At 43.8% G+C, this 20,647-nt stretch carries 19 protein-coding genes; 1 reads left to right on the top strand and 18 read right to left on the bottom strand.

Going from position 1 to position 20,647, the window contains the following annotated elements; all coding sequences use genetic code 11:
• Window positions 1-161: 161 nt before the first annotated feature.
• Window positions 162-512 carry a DUF3622 domain-containing protein gene (locus tag SWP_RS03565; protein WP_020910994.1) on the bottom strand — a complete coding sequence of 117 codons (351 nt, stop codon included), beginning with the start codon at window positions 510-512 and terminating at the stop codon, window positions 162-164.
• A gap of 180 nt (window positions 513-692) precedes the next feature.
• Window positions 693-914 carry a DUF3565 domain-containing protein gene (locus SWP_RS03560; protein ID WP_020910993.1) on the bottom strand — a complete coding sequence of 74 codons (222 nt, stop codon included), beginning with the start codon at window positions 912-914 and terminating at the stop codon, window positions 693-695.
• 375 nt (window positions 915-1,289) lie between these two features.
• On the opposite strand from SWP_RS03560, the gene SWP_RS03555 reads away from it, so the two are divergent.
• Complete coding sequence (locus SWP_RS03555) at window positions 1,290-2,738, top strand: DEAD/DEAH box helicase (protein ID WP_020910992.1); 1,449 nt, start codon at window positions 1,290-1,292, stop codon at window positions 2,736-2,738.
• A gap of 80 nt (window positions 2,739-2,818) precedes the next feature.
• Here the strand turns inward: SWP_RS03555 and SWP_RS03550 are convergent, their stop codons facing one another.
• The 16 genes from SWP_RS03550 to SWP_RS03475 form a co-directional block, all read right to left on the bottom strand.
• On the bottom strand, window positions 2,819-5,302 hold the full coding sequence (locus tag SWP_RS03550) for a S9 family peptidase (RefSeq protein ID WP_020910991.1): 2,484 nt from the start codon (window positions 5,300-5,302) through the stop codon (window positions 2,819-2,821).
• Window positions 5,303-5,770: 468 nt separating this feature from the next.
• Window positions 5,771-6,343 (bottom strand): anthranilate synthase component II, encoded by a 573-nt coding sequence (locus tag SWP_RS03545; RefSeq protein ID WP_044555639.1) that lies wholly within the window; start codon window positions 6,341-6,343, stop codon window positions 5,771-5,773.
• A gap of 201 nt (window positions 6,344-6,544) precedes the next feature.
• Window positions 6,545-7,000, bottom strand: coding sequence for a ClpXP protease specificity-enhancing factor (locus SWP_RS03540; RefSeq protein WP_020910989.1), 456 nt, complete (start codon window positions 6,998-7,000; stop codon window positions 6,545-6,547).
• Window positions 7,000-7,629, bottom strand: a complete 630-nt coding sequence (gene sspA / locus SWP_RS03535) for a stringent starvation protein SspA (protein WP_020910988.1) — start codon at window positions 7,627-7,629, stop codon at window positions 7,000-7,002. Before sspA ends, SWP_RS03540 begins: the two co-directional genes overlap by 1 nt.
• A 109-nt stretch (window positions 7,630-7,738) precedes the next feature.
• On the bottom strand, window positions 7,739-8,434 hold the full coding sequence (locus SWP_RS03530) for a cytochrome c1 (protein WP_020910987.1): 696 nt from the start codon (window positions 8,432-8,434) through the stop codon (window positions 7,739-7,741).
• Window positions 8,434-9,648 (bottom strand): cytochrome b, encoded by a 1,215-nt coding sequence (locus SWP_RS03525; RefSeq protein ID WP_020910986.1) that lies wholly within the window; start codon window positions 9,646-9,648, stop codon window positions 8,434-8,436. Before SWP_RS03525 ends, SWP_RS03530 begins: the two co-directional genes overlap by 1 nt.
• Window positions 9,648-10,238 carry a ubiquinol-cytochrome c reductase iron-sulfur subunit gene (petA, locus tag SWP_RS03520; protein WP_020910985.1) on the bottom strand — a complete coding sequence of 197 codons (591 nt, stop codon included), beginning with the start codon at window positions 10,236-10,238 and terminating at the stop codon, window positions 9,648-9,650. Before petA ends, SWP_RS03525 begins: the two co-directional genes overlap by 1 nt.
• Before the next feature lie 415 nt (window positions 10,239-10,653).
• The gene (gene hflC, locus SWP_RS03515; protein WP_020910984.1) at window positions 10,654-11,532 is read right to left on the bottom strand and encodes a protease modulator HflC; all 879 of its coding nucleotides are present in this window, start codon (window positions 11,530-11,532) and stop codon (window positions 10,654-10,656) included.
• Between the two features lie 2 nt (window positions 11,533-11,534).
• On the bottom strand, window positions 11,535-12,674 hold the full coding sequence (gene hflK / locus SWP_RS03510) for an FtsH protease activity modulator HflK (protein ID WP_020910983.1): 1,140 nt from the start codon (window positions 12,672-12,674) through the stop codon (window positions 11,535-11,537).
• Window positions 12,675-12,723: 49 nt separating this feature from the next.
• On the bottom strand, window positions 12,724-14,019 hold the full coding sequence (gene hflX, locus SWP_RS03505) for a ribosome rescue GTPase HflX (RefSeq protein WP_020910982.1): 1,296 nt from the start codon (window positions 14,017-14,019) through the stop codon (window positions 12,724-12,726).
• 20 nt (window positions 14,020-14,039) lie between these two features.
• Window positions 14,040-14,318: an RNA chaperone Hfq gene (gene hfq / locus SWP_RS03500; RefSeq protein WP_020910981.1), complete on the bottom strand. Its 279-nt coding sequence runs from the start codon at window positions 14,316-14,318 to the stop codon at window positions 14,040-14,042.
• Between the two features lie 95 nt (window positions 14,319-14,413).
• A complete protein-coding gene (gene miaA / locus SWP_RS03495) occupies window positions 14,414-15,340 on the bottom strand; it encodes a tRNA (adenosine(37)-N6)-dimethylallyltransferase MiaA (RefSeq protein WP_020910979.1) in 927 nt (308 codons plus the stop codon).
• The gene (gene mutL, locus SWP_RS03490) at window positions 15,333-17,195 is read right to left on the bottom strand and encodes a DNA mismatch repair endonuclease MutL (RefSeq protein WP_020910978.1); all 1,863 of its coding nucleotides are present in this window, start codon (window positions 17,193-17,195) and stop codon (window positions 15,333-15,335) included. Before mutL ends, miaA begins: the two co-directional genes overlap by 8 nt.
• 25 nt (window positions 17,196-17,220) lie before the next feature.
• The gene (locus tag SWP_RS03485) at window positions 17,221-18,540 is read right to left on the bottom strand and encodes an N-acetylmuramoyl-L-alanine amidase (RefSeq protein ID WP_020910977.1); all 1,320 of its coding nucleotides are present in this window, start codon (window positions 18,538-18,540) and stop codon (window positions 17,221-17,223) included.
• Complete coding sequence (gene tsaE / locus SWP_RS03480) at window positions 18,524-19,000, bottom strand: tRNA (adenosine(37)-N6)-threonylcarbamoyltransferase complex ATPase subunit type 1 TsaE (RefSeq protein ID WP_187148555.1); 477 nt, start codon at window positions 18,998-19,000, stop codon at window positions 18,524-18,526. The genes SWP_RS03485 and tsaE overlap by 17 nt, the downstream gene beginning before the upstream one ends.
• A gap of 82 nt (window positions 19,001-19,082) precedes the next feature.
• Window positions 19,083-20,564 (bottom strand): bifunctional ADP-dependent NAD(P)H-hydrate dehydratase/NAD(P)H-hydrate epimerase, encoded by a 1,482-nt coding sequence (locus tag SWP_RS03475; RefSeq protein ID WP_020910975.1) that lies wholly within the window; start codon window positions 20,562-20,564, stop codon window positions 19,083-19,085.
• Between the last annotated feature and the right edge of the window lie 83 nt (window positions 20,565-20,647).

Below are 20,647 nucleotides of genomic sequence, written 5' to 3'. Positions count from 1 at the left end.
ATAAGAAGTTGCTCTACACAGAGTGTTTTCGGCGAACTAATTCAAGGTAAATAAATGACATAATGGTTTGATATTATGTTTCAGCCATAAAAAAACCGTGCAAGCTAAGCTCTACACGGTTCACTTTTAAACCCATCGCTGTTAGCGATTAGTCATCTCAATTAACGCTCGGCGTCAGAGCCGTAATCAAGATTATCTTCATCAAAATCGTTGTTTGAATCCGCTTTTTCATCTCGAGCACTGCGCCATGCATCTGCTGCTAACTCTTTTTCGTCCGCAGCTTTGTTCCGCTCTTCACGTGCTTTTGCTTTACGTTCGTTACGCTTAACAAGGTTCTCTAAGAATGATTTAAGCTCAGTTTCGCCCCATGCAACAGCTTCAGCTTCTGTTGCAAAACCTTTTTGGCTTTTTGAAACAACTATTTTCCTAGCTGATTGGCGGCGAGTGATCTGGCCAGTCCAAGTCTCTTTATCTTGAACAATGCGAAAATCATACTTCTTTGTTTGTGTCATGTTACTTATTTTCCTAACAATAATCGTAATACTTTGAGTCCAACATCTAAATGCTCAGACCCAATCAATGAGTAACAGCTAGCATCTTTGTCTCGCTATTACTTTTAATATTCTGTCAGCGATTTAACGCTAAAACGGTCATGATAAATCATAGTCGTAAATCAGCTTTTCGACGAGCCGTTACATCATGTCGCTACCACCACGACTATTTATCACCTTAAGCTCACACTGCTTACAATACAGCATATACCCAAGCATCGATTTTCTCCCGCGAATGCTTGTTACCCAGTCACGTCGTTCCCAAGGAGGACGGTGGCGCACGTGCTGATGATGACCACAAGCAAGTTCTGCAACCCAATGTTGTTCATCATCTTGATGATAATTAGTAATGGCTTGTTGCAAGACGTACGCCTTAAATAGCAAAAAAATCGGCTACATTTGGGTTGAGGTCGGTAGATAAACTTCAGGGGCGCGAGATTAACACGTGCAGAGCCGAAACAACATCTTTTAAATGACTAAAAATCACACAAATAAAAGATTTTTTTCAAATAAGTGCTATTTCCTTACGATCTTCAGCTTTAGACGATAAACAATCATTCAATACTCTGCCTGCACTGCCATACTTATCAATGATGAATAGTACGCTGCTATCGTTTATTAAATAGCGCTTTTTAAGCAGATCCTGTAAGCTGCACGGCCGCTAGCATATGCTGGCTCCCCTATAACTGCAGTCAGCGCGCTTTACGCCAGCTTGGCTGGCCGAAATGAGACCAATCTATGAGTTTTGCGTCACTGGGCTTATCAGCCCAAATTTTGAAAGCTGTTGCCAATAAAGGCTATGACACTCCCTCTCCAATTCAAGCGCAAGCGATCCCTGCGGTACTTGAAGGCAAAGACGTCATGGCTGCGGCACAAACTGGTACGGGTAAAACTGCAGGTTTCACGCTGCCGCTATTAGAACTGCTTTCAAAAGGCAACAAAGCTCCAGCAAAACAAGTCAGAGCATTAGTGCTCACACCTACACGAGAGCTTGCTGCTCAAGTGGGTGAAAGCGTAGAGATTTATGGTAAAAACTTGCCTTTAAAATCAGCGGTTATATTCGGTGGTGTAGGCATAGGTCCGCAAATTTCGAAGCTCAGCCGCGGCGTTGATATTCTGGTTGCGACCCCAGGTCGACTGCTCGATCTTTATAATCAACGCGCAGTCAACTTTAGTCAGCTTGAAGTACTTGTTCTCGATGAAGCTGACCGTATGCTTGATATGGGTTTTATTCATGACATAAAAAAAATCCTTGCGATTTTGCCGGCTAAACGTCAAAACCTAATGTTCTCAGCAACCTTCTCTGATGATATCCGTAAGCTAGCTAAAGGTTTAGTTAACAACCCAGTAGAGATATCTGTCACGCCGCGCAACGCCACAGCTAACACAGTGAAGCAGTGGATATGCCCAGTCGATAAAGGTCAGAAAGCCTCTGTACTGGTAAAACTTATCAAGCAACATGACTGGCAACAGGTACTCGTCTTTAGCCGCACAAAACATGGTGCGAATCGTCTTGCTAAAAACTTAGATGCAAAAGGCATCACCGCTGCAGCTATCCACGGCAATAAGAGTCAAGGCGCACGCACAAAAGCACTTGCTGAATTTAAGAGCGGCGACGTGCGGGTATTGGTCGCGACAGATATTGCCGCACGTGGTCTTGATATTGACCAACTACCGCAAGTGGTTAACTTTGATCTACCAAATGTACCTGAGGATTACGTGCATCGTATCGGTCGTACCGGCCGTGCAGGTGCAACAGGGCAAGCTGTATCACTGGTCAGTGATGAAGAGATTAAGCTACTTCGCGATATCGAACTGCTTATTAAGCAAAATCTAGAACGCAGAGTGATTGAAGGTTTTGAGCCTAGTCATAAATTGCCTGAAACAGACTTAACTCGGAAGTCTCACGGACAAAACAAAGGCCCGCGTAATAGCAACTCTCGTGGTTCAAACCAAAAGCGTTCAAACTCAGGTGGAAAGCCTGCCAATCGTCAAAGCCAGAGTCGTAATAAACAAGACAATGCAGGCAAGAGCGAACATAAAGATGGGCAACGTAGCGGAGAAGCCGCTCGTGGCCATAAGCCAAATGATAAGAACCCAAGGCATGCTAAATCAAGCAAGCCAGGTTCTGCGCCGTTATCAGGTCAGCGTCGCAGCCGTCGCAGTGACAACAGTACTCAAGGCTAATTTTTTTCCTGTGACACTTTTGACTACAAAGAATTAAAAAAGGCTCCCAAACGGGAGCCTTTTTATTGGTTTACTTAATGTTATTTAAGCTCTTGCTCGAAAAGCTTATGGATACGGCGATATTCATCTAGCCAGCTTGATGGTTGACGGAAACCGTGGGGCTCGACAGGATAGATAGCGGTTTCAAACATTGGCTTTTCAAGTTCAATCAAACGTTGTACTAAACGCACGCTGTCTTGAAAAAATACATTGTCATCTAAAACGCCACTCATGATTAGCAATGGCTTTTGCAATCCTTCAGCATGTTCAATCGGCGAGCTGCGCTCATACGCAATAGGATCGACGTCTGGGGTATTCAAAATATTAGAGGTGTAAGGCGCATTGTAATGTGCCCAATCTGTTACTGGACGCAAAGCTGCCCCCGCTTGGAACAGTTCAGGCTCATTAAATAGCGCCATAAATGTTAGGAAACCACCGTATGAACCACCATATGTACCGACCTTGCCAGCATTCACATTGGCATTTGCTGCCATCCAGCTCACACCGTCTTTAAGATCTTCAACCTCAGGTGTGCCCATTTGACGATAAACAGCGGTACGCCAATCACGGCCATAGCCTTTTGAGCCGCGGTAATCCATGTCCATGACCACGTAGCCCTGCTGTGCAAGCAAGTTGTGGAACATGAACTCTCTAAAGTAGCCTGAGAAGCCGTAGTGAGCATTTTGCAAGTAACCGGCACCATGGTTAAAAATAACCGCTGGGTACTTGTCAGCGTTGTCTTTGCTGTATCCTTGTGGCAAATAAACACGTGCGTACACTTCACCAGCGCCATGAGATGATGGCACGGCGACAACCTCCGGTGCTTGCCAAGCGTAATTTTTAAACGCATCACTGGTATAGTCAGTTAGCTGCTTCATTTCGCCATTAAGTGGCTGCACAAATAGCTCAGCTGGTCTGGTGCGAGTAGAGGCATTTAGCAGTAACTGCTTGCCATCTGGGCTCAGGCTGTAATCTAATTGTCCCTGCCATTGTGTCAGCTGCTCATCTTTACCAGTAGCAATCTCTACTCGGTAAACATTATCGATACCTGGGTGACTCTTGTTAGCTTTATAGTAAATAAACTGCGCTTTAGGGCCTAAGGTGATGTCACTCACCACGTATTGGCCTTGAGTCAAAGCACGCGCTTTCTCACCTTTAGCTTTAAGATAGATATGTGAGTAACCGGTCTCTTCCGAAAGGTAGTAAAGGCTGTCGCTATTGGGTAACCAACCGTACTGGTTAAAGTTGTAGTTAATCCACGCATCATCATGTAAACGGTGCTCTGTCTTTAAGTTGCCTTTAGTAAGATCAACTGTCGCTATCCAACGATCTTTATTGTCGACAGCTTCAAGCATTACCGCGAGTTTGTCACCAGATTCACTCCATTGCATAGCGCTTTGTGACCAGCCCCAATCTTGAATGCGCTGGATCTTACGAGGTGACTTTTCACTGTTATAGCTTTCGCCCTTGGCTTTGGCATTTTCAGCTTTTACACTGGCGAGCACGTCTTCATCAAAACCAGTAAGACCTTCGATAGTGATATCTTTCTTGCTATGAGTTTGTAGGTCGAGCAGCACTAGACGTTCACCAGGAGGGGTGTCTTCAGCGACGCGAGCCCGAGCAGGTACAGCATCAACATATCCATCCTTACCTAAATAATTCGGCATAATGTCATGCTCGGCGCGCCAGCTATAATCTTTATCTCGCAGTGACAATAAGACATAGCGTCCATCAGGCGATAGACTCAGTTCTGTTACGGTTTCGGCATCGCCCAAATACCATGTCTTTGCAGACATAGTCGGATCAGCTTTAGCTAACGCTTCTTTGTATTGCTGTTTGGATTTAGCATTACTTTGCTGTAGTGCAACGTACTCAATAAGGCGGTGCTGCTGCTTAGCGATATAACTTGTAGGCTCTTGCACACCTTTTGGCTCTGCTGCCATTTTGATGTTTGCTAGCTGCTCAGATAGACCTGAGCTGTGGTCTATCTTGAAAATATTATCACCCTGCCAATAAGCGATGTCACCGTTGTTAAGAAAACGCACACCATCAACTTTAGTGTTTTGGCGAGTTAATTGGGTAACCTTGGATGAAGCGAGATCTTTAACGAACAAGTTACCTTGGTAAATGTAAGCCTTTCGGACTTTTTCATTATCCAGTACACCGTATTCTTGATCTGCTGCGTGCAATTGATTTAGGGCAAGTTCACTTGCAACTGTGTCAGTAATACTTTGCTGGTAATAACTGCGGGTCGGCGAACCGTGGGCTTGGCGAGCAAAATAGATAGATTGGCTATCGTCACTCCAATATGCTCCTTTTGCTTGTAGCCCCATCCAATCAGGGTTAGCCATAATTTGATTTAGCGTAAGCGCTTGGTCTACTTGTGGCGGTGCAGATAAAGCCACAACATTTGTTGAGAGATTCTTTTCTATTACTGGTACATCTGTAGTCGTTGTCGAAGAGCAACCCGCTAAAATAGCGACTGTTAGCGCACTCAATCCGATATGACGAATGACGTCTTTCATTATCCATCCCTTTTGTTATATAGCAACCGGTATAAGTAGTTGATCTACTCAGAGCGTTTTTTGGCGAACTAATTCAAGGCGGATAATTGACAGCATAATTGTTCCCTTTTGCATTTATCCAACACTGAAGTAGCAAGCCAAAACACTCCTTACAGGCGAATTTTAGCGACTTTGATACTGCGTAATGAGCTTGAACGTAGAACGACTATGCTCTTCACTCATTGCAAACCACATGGCCTAGCATGTTCCTGACATGCTTAAGGCATTACCTCCATCCCTGGAGGTCAGATGTGGTAAATGTCATTAATGCAGGAGCATTTAATGACCTTGCCTCAAAACCGCTAAACTCTCGCCGAGCGATCAAACCTTTATACTGATTAGTATTTGTATTTTTGCGGACTTTTATACCACACTTTCTTAAAGGGAATTGTCTAAAATTGAGTAAACTTTGTAACAGATAGTAGCAATTTAGGTGATGTCTATAAAATTGGCTAACAAGTTATGGCCTTGCTCTGTCAAGATAGATTCTGGATGGAACTGTACAGAGTAAATTTTCTTGGCCTGACAACTCATGGCCATTATCTCTTGCCCATGGATAGGATCGTCATACCAAGCATCTAAGCCAAAGCCTGCGGGGACTTCATCAACCAGCAAAGAGTGGTAACGGGTAACCGTTAATGGATTATTAAGCCCATCGAAAAGGCCTTCACCGTTATGGACTATTTTACTGGTTTTACCATGCATCACTCTTTTAGCTTTCACCACTTCAGAGCCAAAAACTTGTGCGATGGCTTGATGCCCTAAACAAACACCTAAAATAGGCAACTTTCCTGCGAAGTGTTTGATGATAGCAAGAGAGAGTCCTGCTTCATTAGGCGTGCATGGGCCAGGAGAGATCACTATATGAGTGGGCTTAATAGACTCTATATCCACAAGAGTAAGCTCATCATTTCGCTTAACCACTACACTCTGCTGCAATTGCTGAAAATATTGCACCAAGTTATAAGTAAAAGAGTCATAATTATCGATCATTAAGATCATAGCTGTGCCGTAAGCCTGTTCTTCTTTAGCGCCATTTTATGTCAAAGGCTAAAAAGCGCGCCTTTGATGCCACTGAGTAATAGTTAGTTGGGCGCAGATGCTACCACAGAGTTTATATTTCTTCACTGCTGTTAGCTTTGCAGTGAATTTATTCCAATAAAAAAGCCAGTCAAATGACTGGCTTCTCTGTTTGGTTACAACCTATTTTACTAAGGTCAAATGACCTCGGCGTTTAGGTTCCTTAACCTCTTCTTTGATCTCTTCAGGCTCGCTCACTTCAGCAACGGGCTCTTCTACTACAGAAAGACCCGCTTCTTCAGTGTCTTCTAATTGGTACGCTTCTTCAACATCAAAGACCGTACCTGCGCCATTTTCTCTGGCATAGATAGCGACAATTGCAGCCATTGGCAACAACACCTGCTGAGGTACACCGCCAAAACGTGCACTGAACTCAATAAACTCATTAGTGATCTGTAGTCCGCCTACAGCACTTTCGGTAATATTAAGTACAATCTGACCATCTTTAACATACTGCTGAGGAACTTGCGTGCCAGGCACATAAGCATCAACGACAACATGGGGCGTTAACTGGTTATCCATCAGCCAGTCATAATAAGCCCTTAACAAGTATGGACGATTCGGGGTTAACTCTTTCATTAGATACCCATGCGCATTTCGCGCTCAGTCTCTGTCAAAGAAGCTTTAAATGATTCGCGGTCAAACAAACGAGTCATGTACGCTTTAATATCTTTTGCAGCACGGTTATCTAGTTCGATACCCAATACTGGTAGACGCCATAATAATGGGCCTAAGTAGCAATCAGCTAAACCGAACTCTTCACTCATGAAGTAAGGCACTTCACCGAAGATAGGTGCGATAGCTGTTAAGCTTTCAGTCAACTCTTTACGAGCCGCTTCAGCACGATCGCCTTTTCTAATGCGCTCTACAAGTTCATACCAATCTTCTTCAATGCGGTGCATCCAAAGACGAGTTTGGCCACGTGAAACCGGATAAACAGGCATTAGTGGAGGATGAGGAAAACGCTCATCTAAATATTCCATAATAATGCGAGAGTTATACAGTACTAATTCTCTGTCAACCAATGTAGGTACAGTGTTGTACGGGTTTAGCTCGATCAAGTCTTCAGGGATCTCATCTGGATCAACCTGCAATACGTCAACCGTTACGCCTTTTTCAGCTAAAACGATACGTACCTGATGACTGTAAAGGTCATCTGCGCCTGAATACAGGGTCATGATTGAGCGTTTGTTGGCAGCAACAGCCATTGATACCCTCCGGGATTCACAATTCAAAAAGCAAAAATGCAAAAGCAAACGAGGAGCAAAGCTCCCCGTTTACAATATGCGGATAATACATTCTACCCTTTAATAGGGCTTAGTGTACATCTTTCCAGTATTCTTTCTTTAAGAGGTAGGCCACAATAAAGAAAATAAATAGGAAGCCCATCACCCACCAACCTAAGCTTTCACGCTCAAGTTTTACTGGGTCGCCAGCGTAAACCAAGTAGCCAGTAAGATCACGGACGTATTGGTCATACTCTTCAGCAGATAGTGTACCGCCAGTCGCAACTAAAGTGCCATCTTCCTGCTTAACCGGTAAGCCTTGTAGCTCTTCAAGTACATGAGGCATACCCACAGATGGGAAAACGGTATTATTCACACCAAATGGACGGCTTTCATCTTTATAAAAACCTTTAAGGTATGAGTAAATCCAATCTTCACCGCGGACACGTGCAACCAAAGTTAAATCTGGTGGTGTAGCACCAAACCACTTAGCGGCATCAGCTTCTGGTATCGCATTTTCCATCAATTCACCAATTTTGGCGTCATCATGGATATATTTAGCCCGCATGTCATCTAGTGAAATTCCCAAATCAGTCGCTACACGCTCATAACGCTGATATTGAGTGCTATGACAACCGGCACAGTTATTTTGGAAGTGATCCAAACCACGCTGCAGCGACTCTTGGTCATTAAGATCTATATTGGCTTTCTCTAGGTGAGCAGTGCTCCCAGCAGCGATTGCCAATGTTGGAACCAAGGCGACTAATGCAATTAATAATTTTTTCATTAGTGTGTCAACCTCTCTGGAACAGGCTTAGTCTTCTCATTCTTACTGTAAATCCATAGAAGTAAGAAGAAACCAAAATAAGTCACTGTAAAGATACGTGCCGCAATAGTGAGTGCTGGAGTCGCAGGAACTGCACCTAAGTAACCCAGTACCACGAATGAAACAGCAAACTGACTAATATTCAGCTTGTGAGCCATGCTGCGGTAGCGAATTGATTTAACACTACAGCGATCTAACCAAGGTAAGATAAACAGAACAGCAATGGCTAAGCCCATGCCGATAACACCCATTAACTTATCTGGAATAGCACGCAAAATTGCATAGAAAGGTGTGAAGTACCAAACTGGTGCAATATGCTCTGGCGTCTTCATTGGATTAGCCGCTTCAAAGTTTGGCTTCTCAAGGAAGTAACCACCACCTTCTGGCATAAAGAACAATACATAACAGAAGACAATCAAGAAACCAGCAACGCCCATGATATCTTTTACTGTGTAGTAAGGGTGGAATGGAATTCCATCTTTCGGCCAGCCATTCTCATCTTTGTTCTTTTTAATCTCGATACCGTCTGGGTTATTAGAGCCCACTTCATGAAGTGCAATAAGGTGTAAGAACACCAACACAACAAGTACTAACGGTAGCGCGATAACATGTAATGCGAAGAAACGGTTCAGGGTTGCGCCGGAGACAACAAAGTCACCACGGATCCACAATGTTAGGTCATCACCAATAACTGGAATGGCGCCGAACAATGAGATAATTACTTGTGCACCCCAGTAAGACATCTGTCCCCAAGGTAGCAAGTAACCCATAAACGCTTCAGCCATCAACACGAGGAAGATAAGCATACCGAATAGCCATAATAGCTCTCTAGGCTTCTGGTACGAACCGTAAATAAGACCACGGAACATGTGCAGATAGATCACCACAAAGAAGGCCGAAGCTCCAGTGGAGTGCATATATCGCAGCAACCAACCGTACTCAACATCTCGCATGATGTATTCAATAGAAGCGAACGCCCCTTCAGCCGTTGGTACGTAGTTCATTGTTAACCAAATACCGGTAAGTAATTGGTTTACAAGTACTAGCATGGCTAATGAGCCAAAAAAGTACCAAAAGTTAAAGTTAGTTGGTGTCGCATATTGACCAACGTGACGATTATACGTCGCTGTCATTGGGATACGAGCATCAATCCAATCAATGATATTCTTAACCATTACGCAGCTCCTTTATCAACACCGATAATCACGGTGCCATCATCAATATACTGATGTGGAGGGATAACCAAGTTCAATGGCGCAGGTACACCTTGGAATACGCGACCAGCCATATCAAACTTAGAACCGTGACAAGGACAGAAGAATCCTGAAGCAACACCCTCGACTTGCTCACCAAACGTGTCTGGTAAGTAAGTTGGAGAACAACCTAGGTGAGTACACAAGCCAACGGCTATGAAATATTCTGCCTTAATTGAACGCCCTGGGTTTTGTGCGTATACAGGCTGCTGTGGTTCAACAGAGTCTGGATCGCGAAGCTGAGCGTCAATAGTAGGCAGACCATCTAAGATCTCCTGTGTACGACGAACAACCCATACAGGTTTACCACGCCATTCAACTCGAATAAGTTGACCTGGCTCGACTTTACTTATGTTTACTTCAACCGGCGCACCTGCTGCTTTCGCTTTGGCACTCGGATTCCATGACTTTATAAACGGAACCGCTACAGCAGCGGCACCAGCACCACCTACTACGGCGGTTGCTGCGGTCAGAAATCTGCGACGTCCGGTATCGACTGGCGCATTGCTCATCCACTTGTCTCCAGAGAGTGTTGGAATTTTTGTTTTATTAAGTTTCTTAAATTCTGGCTTAAGCCAGAGATTAAAAATCTAAATTTGAGGCGGGGCTCATTATAGCCAAAAATTAGAACCAGATCATAGTTAAAACACACAACAAAGTTAACTATGTTGCTTTTAGTGGCCATTCTGCACAAAAAGAAAGCATCTCAGCTAACATTTTATGTAAATTAACTTAAAAGAACATGAAAATACATTTTAATTATCTTGTTCTAAATTAGCCACTTATACATTCTAAAGTAAGGTTATTGTCGATACAGCAGAATAGTTGACTGAATAGGTGGGAATTAAGTTCAGGTCAAAAAATTAAATCTCTCGCGCATAAAAAAGGCCTAACTTTTGTTAGGCCTTTTATGCTCAAGCGATAAGGTTATTTACCTGTAGAGCTCTTCATATATCTAAAGAATTCACTATCAGGTTCAAGCACCATGACATCACGGTCACCATCAAAGCTCTCTTTATACGCATCTAAGCTTCGCATAAAGCTAAAGAACTCAGGGTCTTTAGTGTAAGCGTCAGCATATATTTTAGCGGCCTGCGCATCACCTTCACCACGAGTCGTCAGCGCTAAACGCTGAGCTTCTGCCGTTTGAATCGTCACACTAGCATCTGTCTTAGCGCGAATGATCTCAGCTTGCTCTTGCCCTTGAGCGCGATGCTCTTTCGCAACAGCTTGGCGCTCAGCACGCATACGCTGGTAAATACTGGTACTGACGTTTGCCGGCAGATTGATCTGCTTAACACGAACGTCAACAACTTCGATACCTAAGTCAGCAGCACTCTCTGAAGCATTTTCAAGTGCATCAGATTGCAGCTCATCACGACTTCCCGAAACGATCTCTTTAATCGTACGACGACCGAACTCAGTACGAAGGTCATTATTGATCTTGCGTTGTAGCAAGGTTTCAGCATTGGCCTTAATACCGCCATTGGTTGACAAGTAGTAACGTTCAAAATCCAAGATGCGCCACTTCACATAAGAATCGACCATAAGATCTTTCTTCTCTGAAGTTACAAAGCGGTCTGCTGCACCATCTAGCGTCTGTACACGAGAATCCATGAACTTGATTTTATCAAGGCCAGGGATCTTAATGTGTAAGCCAGGCGTATAAACGCGTGTAACACCGTCATCTTTTAGGACTTTACCAAAGCGAGAAACAATAGCTCGTTCGCCTTCATTAACGACTAAAAGTGATGACAAAATAATTGCAACAAGTACAGCTGCTATTACCGCAGTAAATTTACCCATACTTAATTCCTCCCCGTACGTTCACCTCTTGATGGACGACCATCAAGAGGCATACTGCTATTATTTGTCGTGCTGTTGACCGACATTATAGGCTGTGCGGGTTTACTTTTAGAGCTAACAGACTTATTTGACTGGCTATTTTGCATCAACTTATCGAGTGGCAAATACATTAAGTTGCCGCTATTTTTAGCATCAATAAGAACCTTGCTGGTCCCACTCATGACTTCTTGCATCGTATCGAAATACATACGCTCACGAGTAACATCTGGGGCCGCCTGATATTCAGGAAGCAACTGTTCAAAGCGGGCAACTTTACCTTGCGCTTCAAGCGTGACTCTTTGCTTATAAGCTTTAGCTTGTTGATCCATTCTTTGTACAGTACCACGAACCTTAGGCTCTAACTGACGAGAGTATGCTTCAGCTTCACGGATAAAGCGTTGTTCATCTTCTTGAGCTGCGATCGCGTCATCAAAGGCATCTTTAACCTCTTCAGGTGGACGAGCAGGCAAGAAGTTAACGTCAACAATCACGATACCTAGTTGATAAGGTTCGATAATACGCTCGATTTCGTTCCACGTATCACGACGGATCTTATCTCGACCTGTAGTCAAAATATCGTCCATGGTGTTGTGACCGATCACATAACGCAATGCACTGTCAGTGGCTTCACGTAAACTAGCATCTGCGTCAACTACGCTGTAAAGATAGTTTTTGGCATTATTAACGCGAAACTGTACGTCGAGTTGCACTAAAACTACGTTCTCATCGGCTGTTAGCATGCTACCAGAAGCAGGGATCGAGCGAACAGTTTGCACGTTCACTGGAGTAACTTCATCAATGAAGGTTGCTTTCCATTGTAGGCCTGGATCAACTTCTCCAATATAGCCACCAAAACGCAACTCAACACCTTTCTCAGCTTCTTTCACTGTGTAGAAGCCAGATAGCCCCCAAACCACAACAGCAATAGCTAAAACAATCACTAAGCTCATTGAACTTATGCCATTGCCCGAACCATTACCTTTTCCGCCAAAGCGTTTAGAAAGGTTACGAAAAACTTCATCTAGATCTGGTGGTCCCTTATCGTTACCACCTTTCTTTCCCCAAGGGTCTTGACCCTTGTTACCGGGCTCGTTCCAAGCCATTTAGTACTCCATAGTGTATGAAATAAACGAGATTACTAAAAATTACTATTTATACGGCGACATCATCGACGATAAAAGTTTCTATTTCACCAAGGCTCTGCTTAACCAGTCGACGCCAATCGGCTTCTAACAAGCGTACAGAGATCATACAGTTCCCCAGATCGTCATACTCTTTCTGCTGTATTACATCCAGTTTATAAAACTGGCCAAGATAGTGCCCTGCCGAAGCAGGGATTTGCAAGGCTAGTTCTTTGACAGCTTTACCAACTAAATCGTTGATCGCTTCTTGAACTAGTTCCAAGCCTTTTTGCTGCTGGGCAGATACCCAGACTCTAATTGGCTTACCTTCGTCATCATAATCAATGCGAGGTTTCACCTCATCCAGCAGATCGATTTTATTACATATAATCAACTGAGGAATTTCGTCGGCGTCGATCTCTTTGAGCACGCTTTGTACCTGCTCAAAATTATCAGCCATATTTTCATCTGCGCTATCGACAACATGCAATAACAAATCTGCTTGTCGTGTTTCCTGCAATGTCGCTTTAAATGCAGCAACAAGGTCATGAGGCAAATGCCTAATAAACCCTACGGTATCCGCCAAAACAATATGACCGTCAGGCAGTTCCAGCTTTCGCAATGTAGGATCTAACGTAGCGAAGAGTTGATCAGCAGCGTAAACATCTGACGCTGTTAATGCATTAAATAGTGTCGATTTACCAGCATTGGTGTAACCGACTAAAGAAACCGTCGACATATCACTTCGTTGTCTGGCTCTACGACTTTGATCACGCTGTTTATCAACTTTTGCTAAACGCTTATTAATTGTTCGAATTCGCCCTCTCAATAAACGCCTATCAGTTTCAAGCTGGGTTTCACCTGGCCCACGAAGGCCAATTCCACCCTTTTGTCTTTCTAGATGCGTCCAACCTCTGATTAGGCGTGTAGACATGTGGCGCAGTTGCGCTAGCTCCACCTGTAACTTGCCTTCATAGGTTCTCGCTCTCTGAGCAAAAATATCTAAGATCAACGCTGTTCTGTCGAGCACTCGACATTCGCACAAATGCTCAACATTACGCTCTTGAGCTGGGCTAAGTGCGTGGTTAAATATCACCACATTGGCATCTGTTGCCGCAACCATCGCAGCTAATTCTTCAGCTTTACCCGAACCGACAAAAAACTTACGGTCAGGTGCCCGTCGACTTCCTGTAATGACACCGATAGATTGAGCACCAGCAGATTCAACTAAAAGTTTAAGCTCTACTAGGTCTTCTCGGTTGTCTTCATCAGAGAAGTCGATATGGACAAGTACCGCACGTTCTCCTGCCTCATAACGATCAAACAAAAAGCAATCTCCTCAAAAAATTACTTCTCATCAGTTTCGTCATGCTGAGCGTTATAACCAGCTTGTGCATTTGTCGCCTGATGGTTACTCACGTTAAATGGGCGTGATGGCACCACAGTAGAAATGGCATGCTTGTAAACCATCTGGCTTACTGTGTTTTTAAGTAAAATTACAAACTGATCAAAAGACTCAACTTGTCCTTGTAACTTAATGCCGTTAACAAGATAAATAGATACTGGAACGCGTTCACGACGCAATGCGTTCAAAAACGGGTCTTGTAAAGATTGCCCCTTTGCCATTTTCTAATTTCCTTTTTTATGTAATATCAATAGTAATTCTAATACTAGAAAACTTTATTCTTTGGTTTTAGTATTATACAGCTATCGCCAATTAGCTAGCGACTATATCGCAATACTGTATCAAGATTATTTTCAGCACCGCTTTCAAGCCAAATTAAGTCTGGCCAACCACGCAACCATGTTAATTGACGTTTTGCTAATTGCCTAGTAGCCACAATAGCTTTTTCAACCATAGTTTCATAGTCATATTCACCATCTAAATGCTGCCAACATTGTCGATAGCCTACGCAGCGCATAGAGGGCAGTTCTAAATGTAAGTCATCACGGGACTTCAATTTTTTAACTTCTTCAACAAACCCTAGACCTAACATAGCCTTAAAACGAGTTTCTATTGCTTTATGTAACACCTTTCTGTCGTTAGGTGCAATCGCAAATTGTATCGCTTCATAAGGGAATGCCTCTGACTTTACTTTCGTTAACTCAGTTAAGGACTTGCCACTTATCCGGAAAACCTCTAATGCCCTAGCTAATCTTTGCGGATCATTTGGATGGATACGCGCTGCCGCAACGGGATCAACCTCTTTCAATTGATCATGCAGAGCTTGCCAGCCATTGGCTTGTGCTTCTACCGCTATTTGCGCTCGAATCTCATCATTGGCCCCCGGAAGAGGCGATAAGCCTTCTATCAAAGCTTTAAAATACATCATAGTGCCACCCACCAGTAACGGGGTCTTACCTCGGCTGATGATATCTTCTATTTTGAGCAATGCGTCTTTTCTAAAGTCTGCGGCAGAGTAGCTATCTGCAGGGTCGATAATATCAATCAGATGATGAGGAGCAACAGCAAGCTCTGCGGCATCCGGCTTAGCACTGCCAACGTCCATTTGTTGGTAGATCAATGCCGAGTCCACGGAAATAATTTCGCAGTCATAATTTTTTACCAACTCAATAGCCAACGCAGTTTTACCTGAAGCGGTTGGGCCCATTAAGGTGATAACTTTATGTTTTCTCTGTTCAGTCACTCTGAGATTCTTTCATCCATTGCTGCCAAGGAAGTTCTTGGCTTTGGTTATAAAGAGCGCTTTTTGCGCTGCTATCTAATGTACTAAATGCTAACCAGGCCTCGGCGCTGGCAGTAAAACGACTCGAAGCTTGTGTAGTGAGCCAATGAACTAATGCGTCATCGCTCGGCTCTTCAAATCGGATCCACTGTAATAACTCTGGGATCAAAACAGCCAATTGACTGTCTCTCAGATATGGGGGCACTTTTTTAATAATCAACTGCCCGAGCCGGATAGATAGCTCAATTCCCAACTTTCTTAGCAATATTTCACGAGTTTCAATGACTTCATTCCAATTATCATCGACAGGAACAGCGACAGGCATCAGCAAAGGTTGGCCCACTAACCCCTGCGCCAATTTAGCTTGGATCTGTTGCCGTGCGGTCTCTTTAATAACATCAGCAATACTCAGTAAGCGGATACTATCCTCTTCGACTATTACCCAATATTTATCAGCCAACACTGCAGGCATCTTCACGCTAGCGTCCGACACCGCCGAAGCATGCGGATTACTGACCACTTTGCCGCTTGCGGGTTCAGCACTACTGCGACTTAGCAAACTAGCATAAGCTTCTAAGCTACTTTGGCTGGGCAGTTCCACATCAGCCCTATGAGTCGCAGGTCTTAAAGGTGTTCTATAGCTAGACTGCCCTTGATTATAGCTTGTTGCTGTTGTCGTCAAAGGGCGCTCATTGACTGCTACAGGCTTTGTATTTGGCTCACTATAACTGGTAGAGGAAACATTACTATTTGTACTGTTAGATTCAAAAGCTGCTCCACTTTCATCTGTAGGCTCTGGCTGTGCCTCAAGCCCCAGTTCAGATGACTGCGCCATAGCGGATTGCAGAGCTTGCAAGATATAATCATGCACGTAACGGCTCTGATGAAAACGCACTTCATGCTTAGCGGGATGTACGTTGACGTCAACTTGGTGAGGGTCTAACTCGAGCATCAGCACATAGCCAGGCGAAACGCCTGCTGCATATTCAGAGAATGCTTGTCTCACCGCATGGTTCACTAACCTGTCTTTTACCAAGCGACCATTGACATAGAAGTACTGCGTTTCACAATAGCCGCTGGCTGCACCAGGTGCTTGTAAGTAGCCACTTAATGTCAGATCGTTATGAGAACAGCTTATATGCAAACACGTTTCTGCAAATGCTTTACCGCAAACTTGTCCCAAACGCTGCAAATATTGGATTTCGGTCATTGCAGGTCGATAATTGCGTACACTTTTACCGTTGTGTTTTAGCGTAAAATGAATATCTCTTCTAACCAAAGCGATTCGCTTTAGCCACTCATCGATATGGGTAAACTCAGTTTTATCACTTTTTAAAAAACGACGGCGCGCGGGAGTATTAAAAAACAGGTCAACGGCTTCGATAGTGGTTCCAACAGGATGAGCTGCTGGCAGTATTTGCACCGCCATCTCGGTGCCTTCAGCTTTCGCCTGCCATGCTTCAGCTTGGGTTTCGGTTCTGGACGTTAACGTTAGGCGCGAAACTGAGCTGATACTGGCTAACGCTTCACCGCGAAATCCAAAGCTCATAATGGCTTCTAAATCATCAAGAGATTTAAGCTTTGATGTCGCATGACGAGATAAGGCTAAGCTCAAGTCTTGCTTAGGGATCCCAAAACCATTATCTCGAATACGGATCAGTTTGCTGCCACCTTTGTCTATTTCGATATCGACTCGGGTTGCACCTGCATCTAAGCTGTTTTCCACCAACTCCTTGATAACAGAAGCAGGCCGTTCAACAACTTCACCTGCCGCTATTTGGTTAGCAAGTTGAGGGGGTAATTTTTCTATAGCCATTATTTACTCTTTAAACTGCAACATTTTACGCCCGCGGTATTACTAATGTCTGGCCTATTCTTAAAGAATCAGATTTCAGTTTATTAGCTTTTTTTAAGCTACTAATAGAGATCTGGTATCGATGGGCAATAACCGACAATGATTCACCGCTACGGACTTTATGCTTAGTATTACTTTTACTCGCCAGTAAAGAGTTAACCGGAGGGTTGGCCTCAAAATACTTAACCACGCCCTTATGCACCGCTTTGGCGAGATTATTTTGATGCTCTCTTTGGGAAAGGAGGCGTTCCTCTTTATGGTTGGAGATAAAGCCAGTCTCAACCAATATTGAGGGGATATCAGGCGACTTAAGCACAGCAAAGCTAGCGGACTCTGGCTTATGCTTGTGTAGCTTTGTCACTTTACCCAAATTGGATAGCACATCACCTGCGATGTTATGGCTGATCGCCATCGAACGGTCCATCGACATATCGAGTAAGGTCATCGCCAAGTATTGCTCATTGTCGGTATTTTGAATAATCTCACCAGCACCACCCAACAACTCCGAATGCTTCTCTTTTTGCTCTAACCAGCGACCAATTTCACTATTAGCTCGACGCATAGATAAAACCCAAACTGAAGCCCCACGAGGCTGTGGAGAGGTAAAAGCGTCAGCATGAATTGAGATTAACAGATCAGCTTTACTGGTGCGGGCAATCTCTGAACGGCGGTTCAAATTAACGAAATAATCACCAGTCCTCGTCATTACTGCCTTCATTCCAGGTGTGGCATTAATTTTTGCCGCAACCTTTTTTGCTATCTGCAGCACCACTTTCTTTTCGTACATGCCTGAAGGACCAATAGATCCAGGGTCATCTCCGCCATGACCTGCATCGATAGCGACGATAACATCACGTAAAGCGGTAGCGGGCTTACTCGGCTTGCTTTTAACCTTAGTGCTACCGCCGTCCAAATCAACAACCAACCGATTGCCATAAGGTGCCGTTGGTGGCAATGCAAACAAATTTGCTTTAAGCGGCTTTGTTAAATCAATAACAATTCTGAGAGTGCCTTTCTCTGGTGGCGAACTCTTTCTTATTCTTTTAACAAGCTTGCTATTATTGGCGATTTTACCCAAGTCGACTTTATTGGAGGACGATTTTAAATCGACAACTAAGCGATACGGATTGGTTAATGTGAAATGACTGTAATTCGGGGATTTGCTCAAATCAAAAACAATACGTGTCGATTCAGGCGCCGCCCACACTCTTACGCCTTCGAGTTTGTTCGCGCTCTGCGCAAAAAAAGAAGTACATAAGCTAAGTAATAGTAGAGCTAACTTAAATATATTATTGTTTATTATCATTATTATTTAAACACGCCAATATTTCTTCGCCCTTAGTAGAGAACGCCTGTAATTCTATTTGTCGTCCAGTATTAACATATTTAATGTAGATATGTATATCAGCCTGCGGTAATAGACCATGTCCACGATCAGGCCACTCTACAATACACAAACTACGTTCAGTGAAATAATCACGTATGCCCATGAATTCCAACTCTTCTGGATCATAGAGGCGGTATAGATCAAAGTGAAATACGTCAATGCCCGCTATTTCGTAGGGTTCAACCAAAGTATAAGTAGGACTTTTTACTGCACCGTCATGACCTAAGCTTTGGATTAGCCCACGACTAAAAGTCGTCTTACCAGCCCCTAGATCGCCACTCAAATAAAGCGTTAATGGCGGCGTAATCAAGGTTGATAACTTATTGCCTAAGCTAACTGTCGCCTGCTCGTCTTTAAGATCTAAGGTGATTGATTGTATATTCATATTGATTTAAAAAGATGCCCTAAATAACACGTTTCCTAGAATGCGCTACTTTAACCTAATCACCTAAATTTCTAAACTAGATTTGATTAACCAACTGATGAATATAAGGCATAAGATCACTCGCAAGCATCCCTCTCTCCCCTTCTTTAGCAGCAAGATCTGCAGCATCTCCATGTATGACAACAGCTAAACAAGCTGCTTGCATATTGTCATAGCCTTGCGCCATCAGCGCACCGATAATGCCTGATAAAACATCACCGAAGCCACCACTCGCAAGCCCTGGGTTACCAACGGGTGCAACGATACATTTCTCACCATCATAAATTAGCGTACCAGCGCCCTTTAATACAATCACGCCACCGTATTTAGTATGTAGCCGGCGAACTGCATTAAACCTATCTTGCTCGATTTCAGCAATACTGACACCTAATAATCTAGCAGCTTCACCAGGATGAGGAGTCAGTACCCAGCTTTTACCGGTTAAAGGAAACTGACTCAGTAAATTTAACGCATCGGCATCTATCACACAGGGTTTATCAGCTAGGTCGACAGCTTTCAATAAATTGTAACCCCAGTCAGCCATGCCGAGTCCTGGTCCAATAACCAATACATCAGCCCAACCTAGTTTTAGGTACACTTCCATATCCACTAGCTCACATCCCCAGAACATCAATTCTGGTCGGGTAGCGCAAATCACTAACTGGTGCTCAGGTCTAGAAACCACAGTGACCAAACCAGCTCCGCTTCTTAAGCTAGCCTCGGAGGCTAATCTCACTGCCCCAGACATGCCCTTATCGCCGCCGATAACCGTAACTTTTCCGCTCTTTCCCTTATGCGAATCTCTTCTTCTTGGTTTAAACACCTTTGGAAGGTCCTTGCTCACTAACTTTTTGAGATAACTTTTAGGTAAGAAAGGGGTTAAGCCAATATCAGCTAAGATTAACGCCCCACAAAAATGACGCGCCTGGCTGGTCAGTAAGCCCTGCTTAATCGCGCCAAAAGACAGTGTCATATCGGCTGCTATAGCCACCTGTTTCGCCATCCCTGTATTAGGTTCAATCCCCGATGGGACATCGAGTGACAATACCCACGCAGCACTGTTATTTACAGCATTAATAATAGAGACGAGTTCATCATTGAGCTCTCCGTTGACACCCGTGCCGAGTAGGCCATCGACAATCACATTCGCTTGAGTAATCTCGTTAATATTAAATGGAGAACTGCGACCACCACTCTGCTCAAACTTAACAATAGCCTGCAATAGTTCCTCTGAAGGCCTTGGGGCAACTGAGGCCTGTAAACAGACAGACCAACCCGCTTTAATCAACATTGCCGCAGTGGTATAAGCATCCGCTCCGTTATTACCATGTCCAGCGAGGATCAAAACAGACTGAGTAGGAAGCTCGAGTGATTGGAGTTGTTCAAAAGCCGCCGAAGCGGCTCGCTCTACGAGGTTAAAAAGGCTTATATCACTATCTTTGACAGCAGTAATTTCAGCCTGCCTCACTTGTTCGACTGAATATACTGGTAATAATGCAGATAAATACTTTTCGCTCATTAAGCTTTTCCTAGAACTGAACTTCAACTAATTTAGAATATTAGTCAATAAGACTGAAACTCATATGAATTGTTCACTCATAA

Origin of the sequence: Shewanella piezotolerans WP3 (assembly GCF_000014885.1) — a bacterium.
Classification (GTDB): domain Bacteria; phylum Pseudomonadota; class Gammaproteobacteria; order Enterobacterales; family Shewanellaceae; genus Shewanella; species Shewanella piezotolerans.
This window is presented reverse-complemented; position numbering and strand designations above follow the sequence as displayed.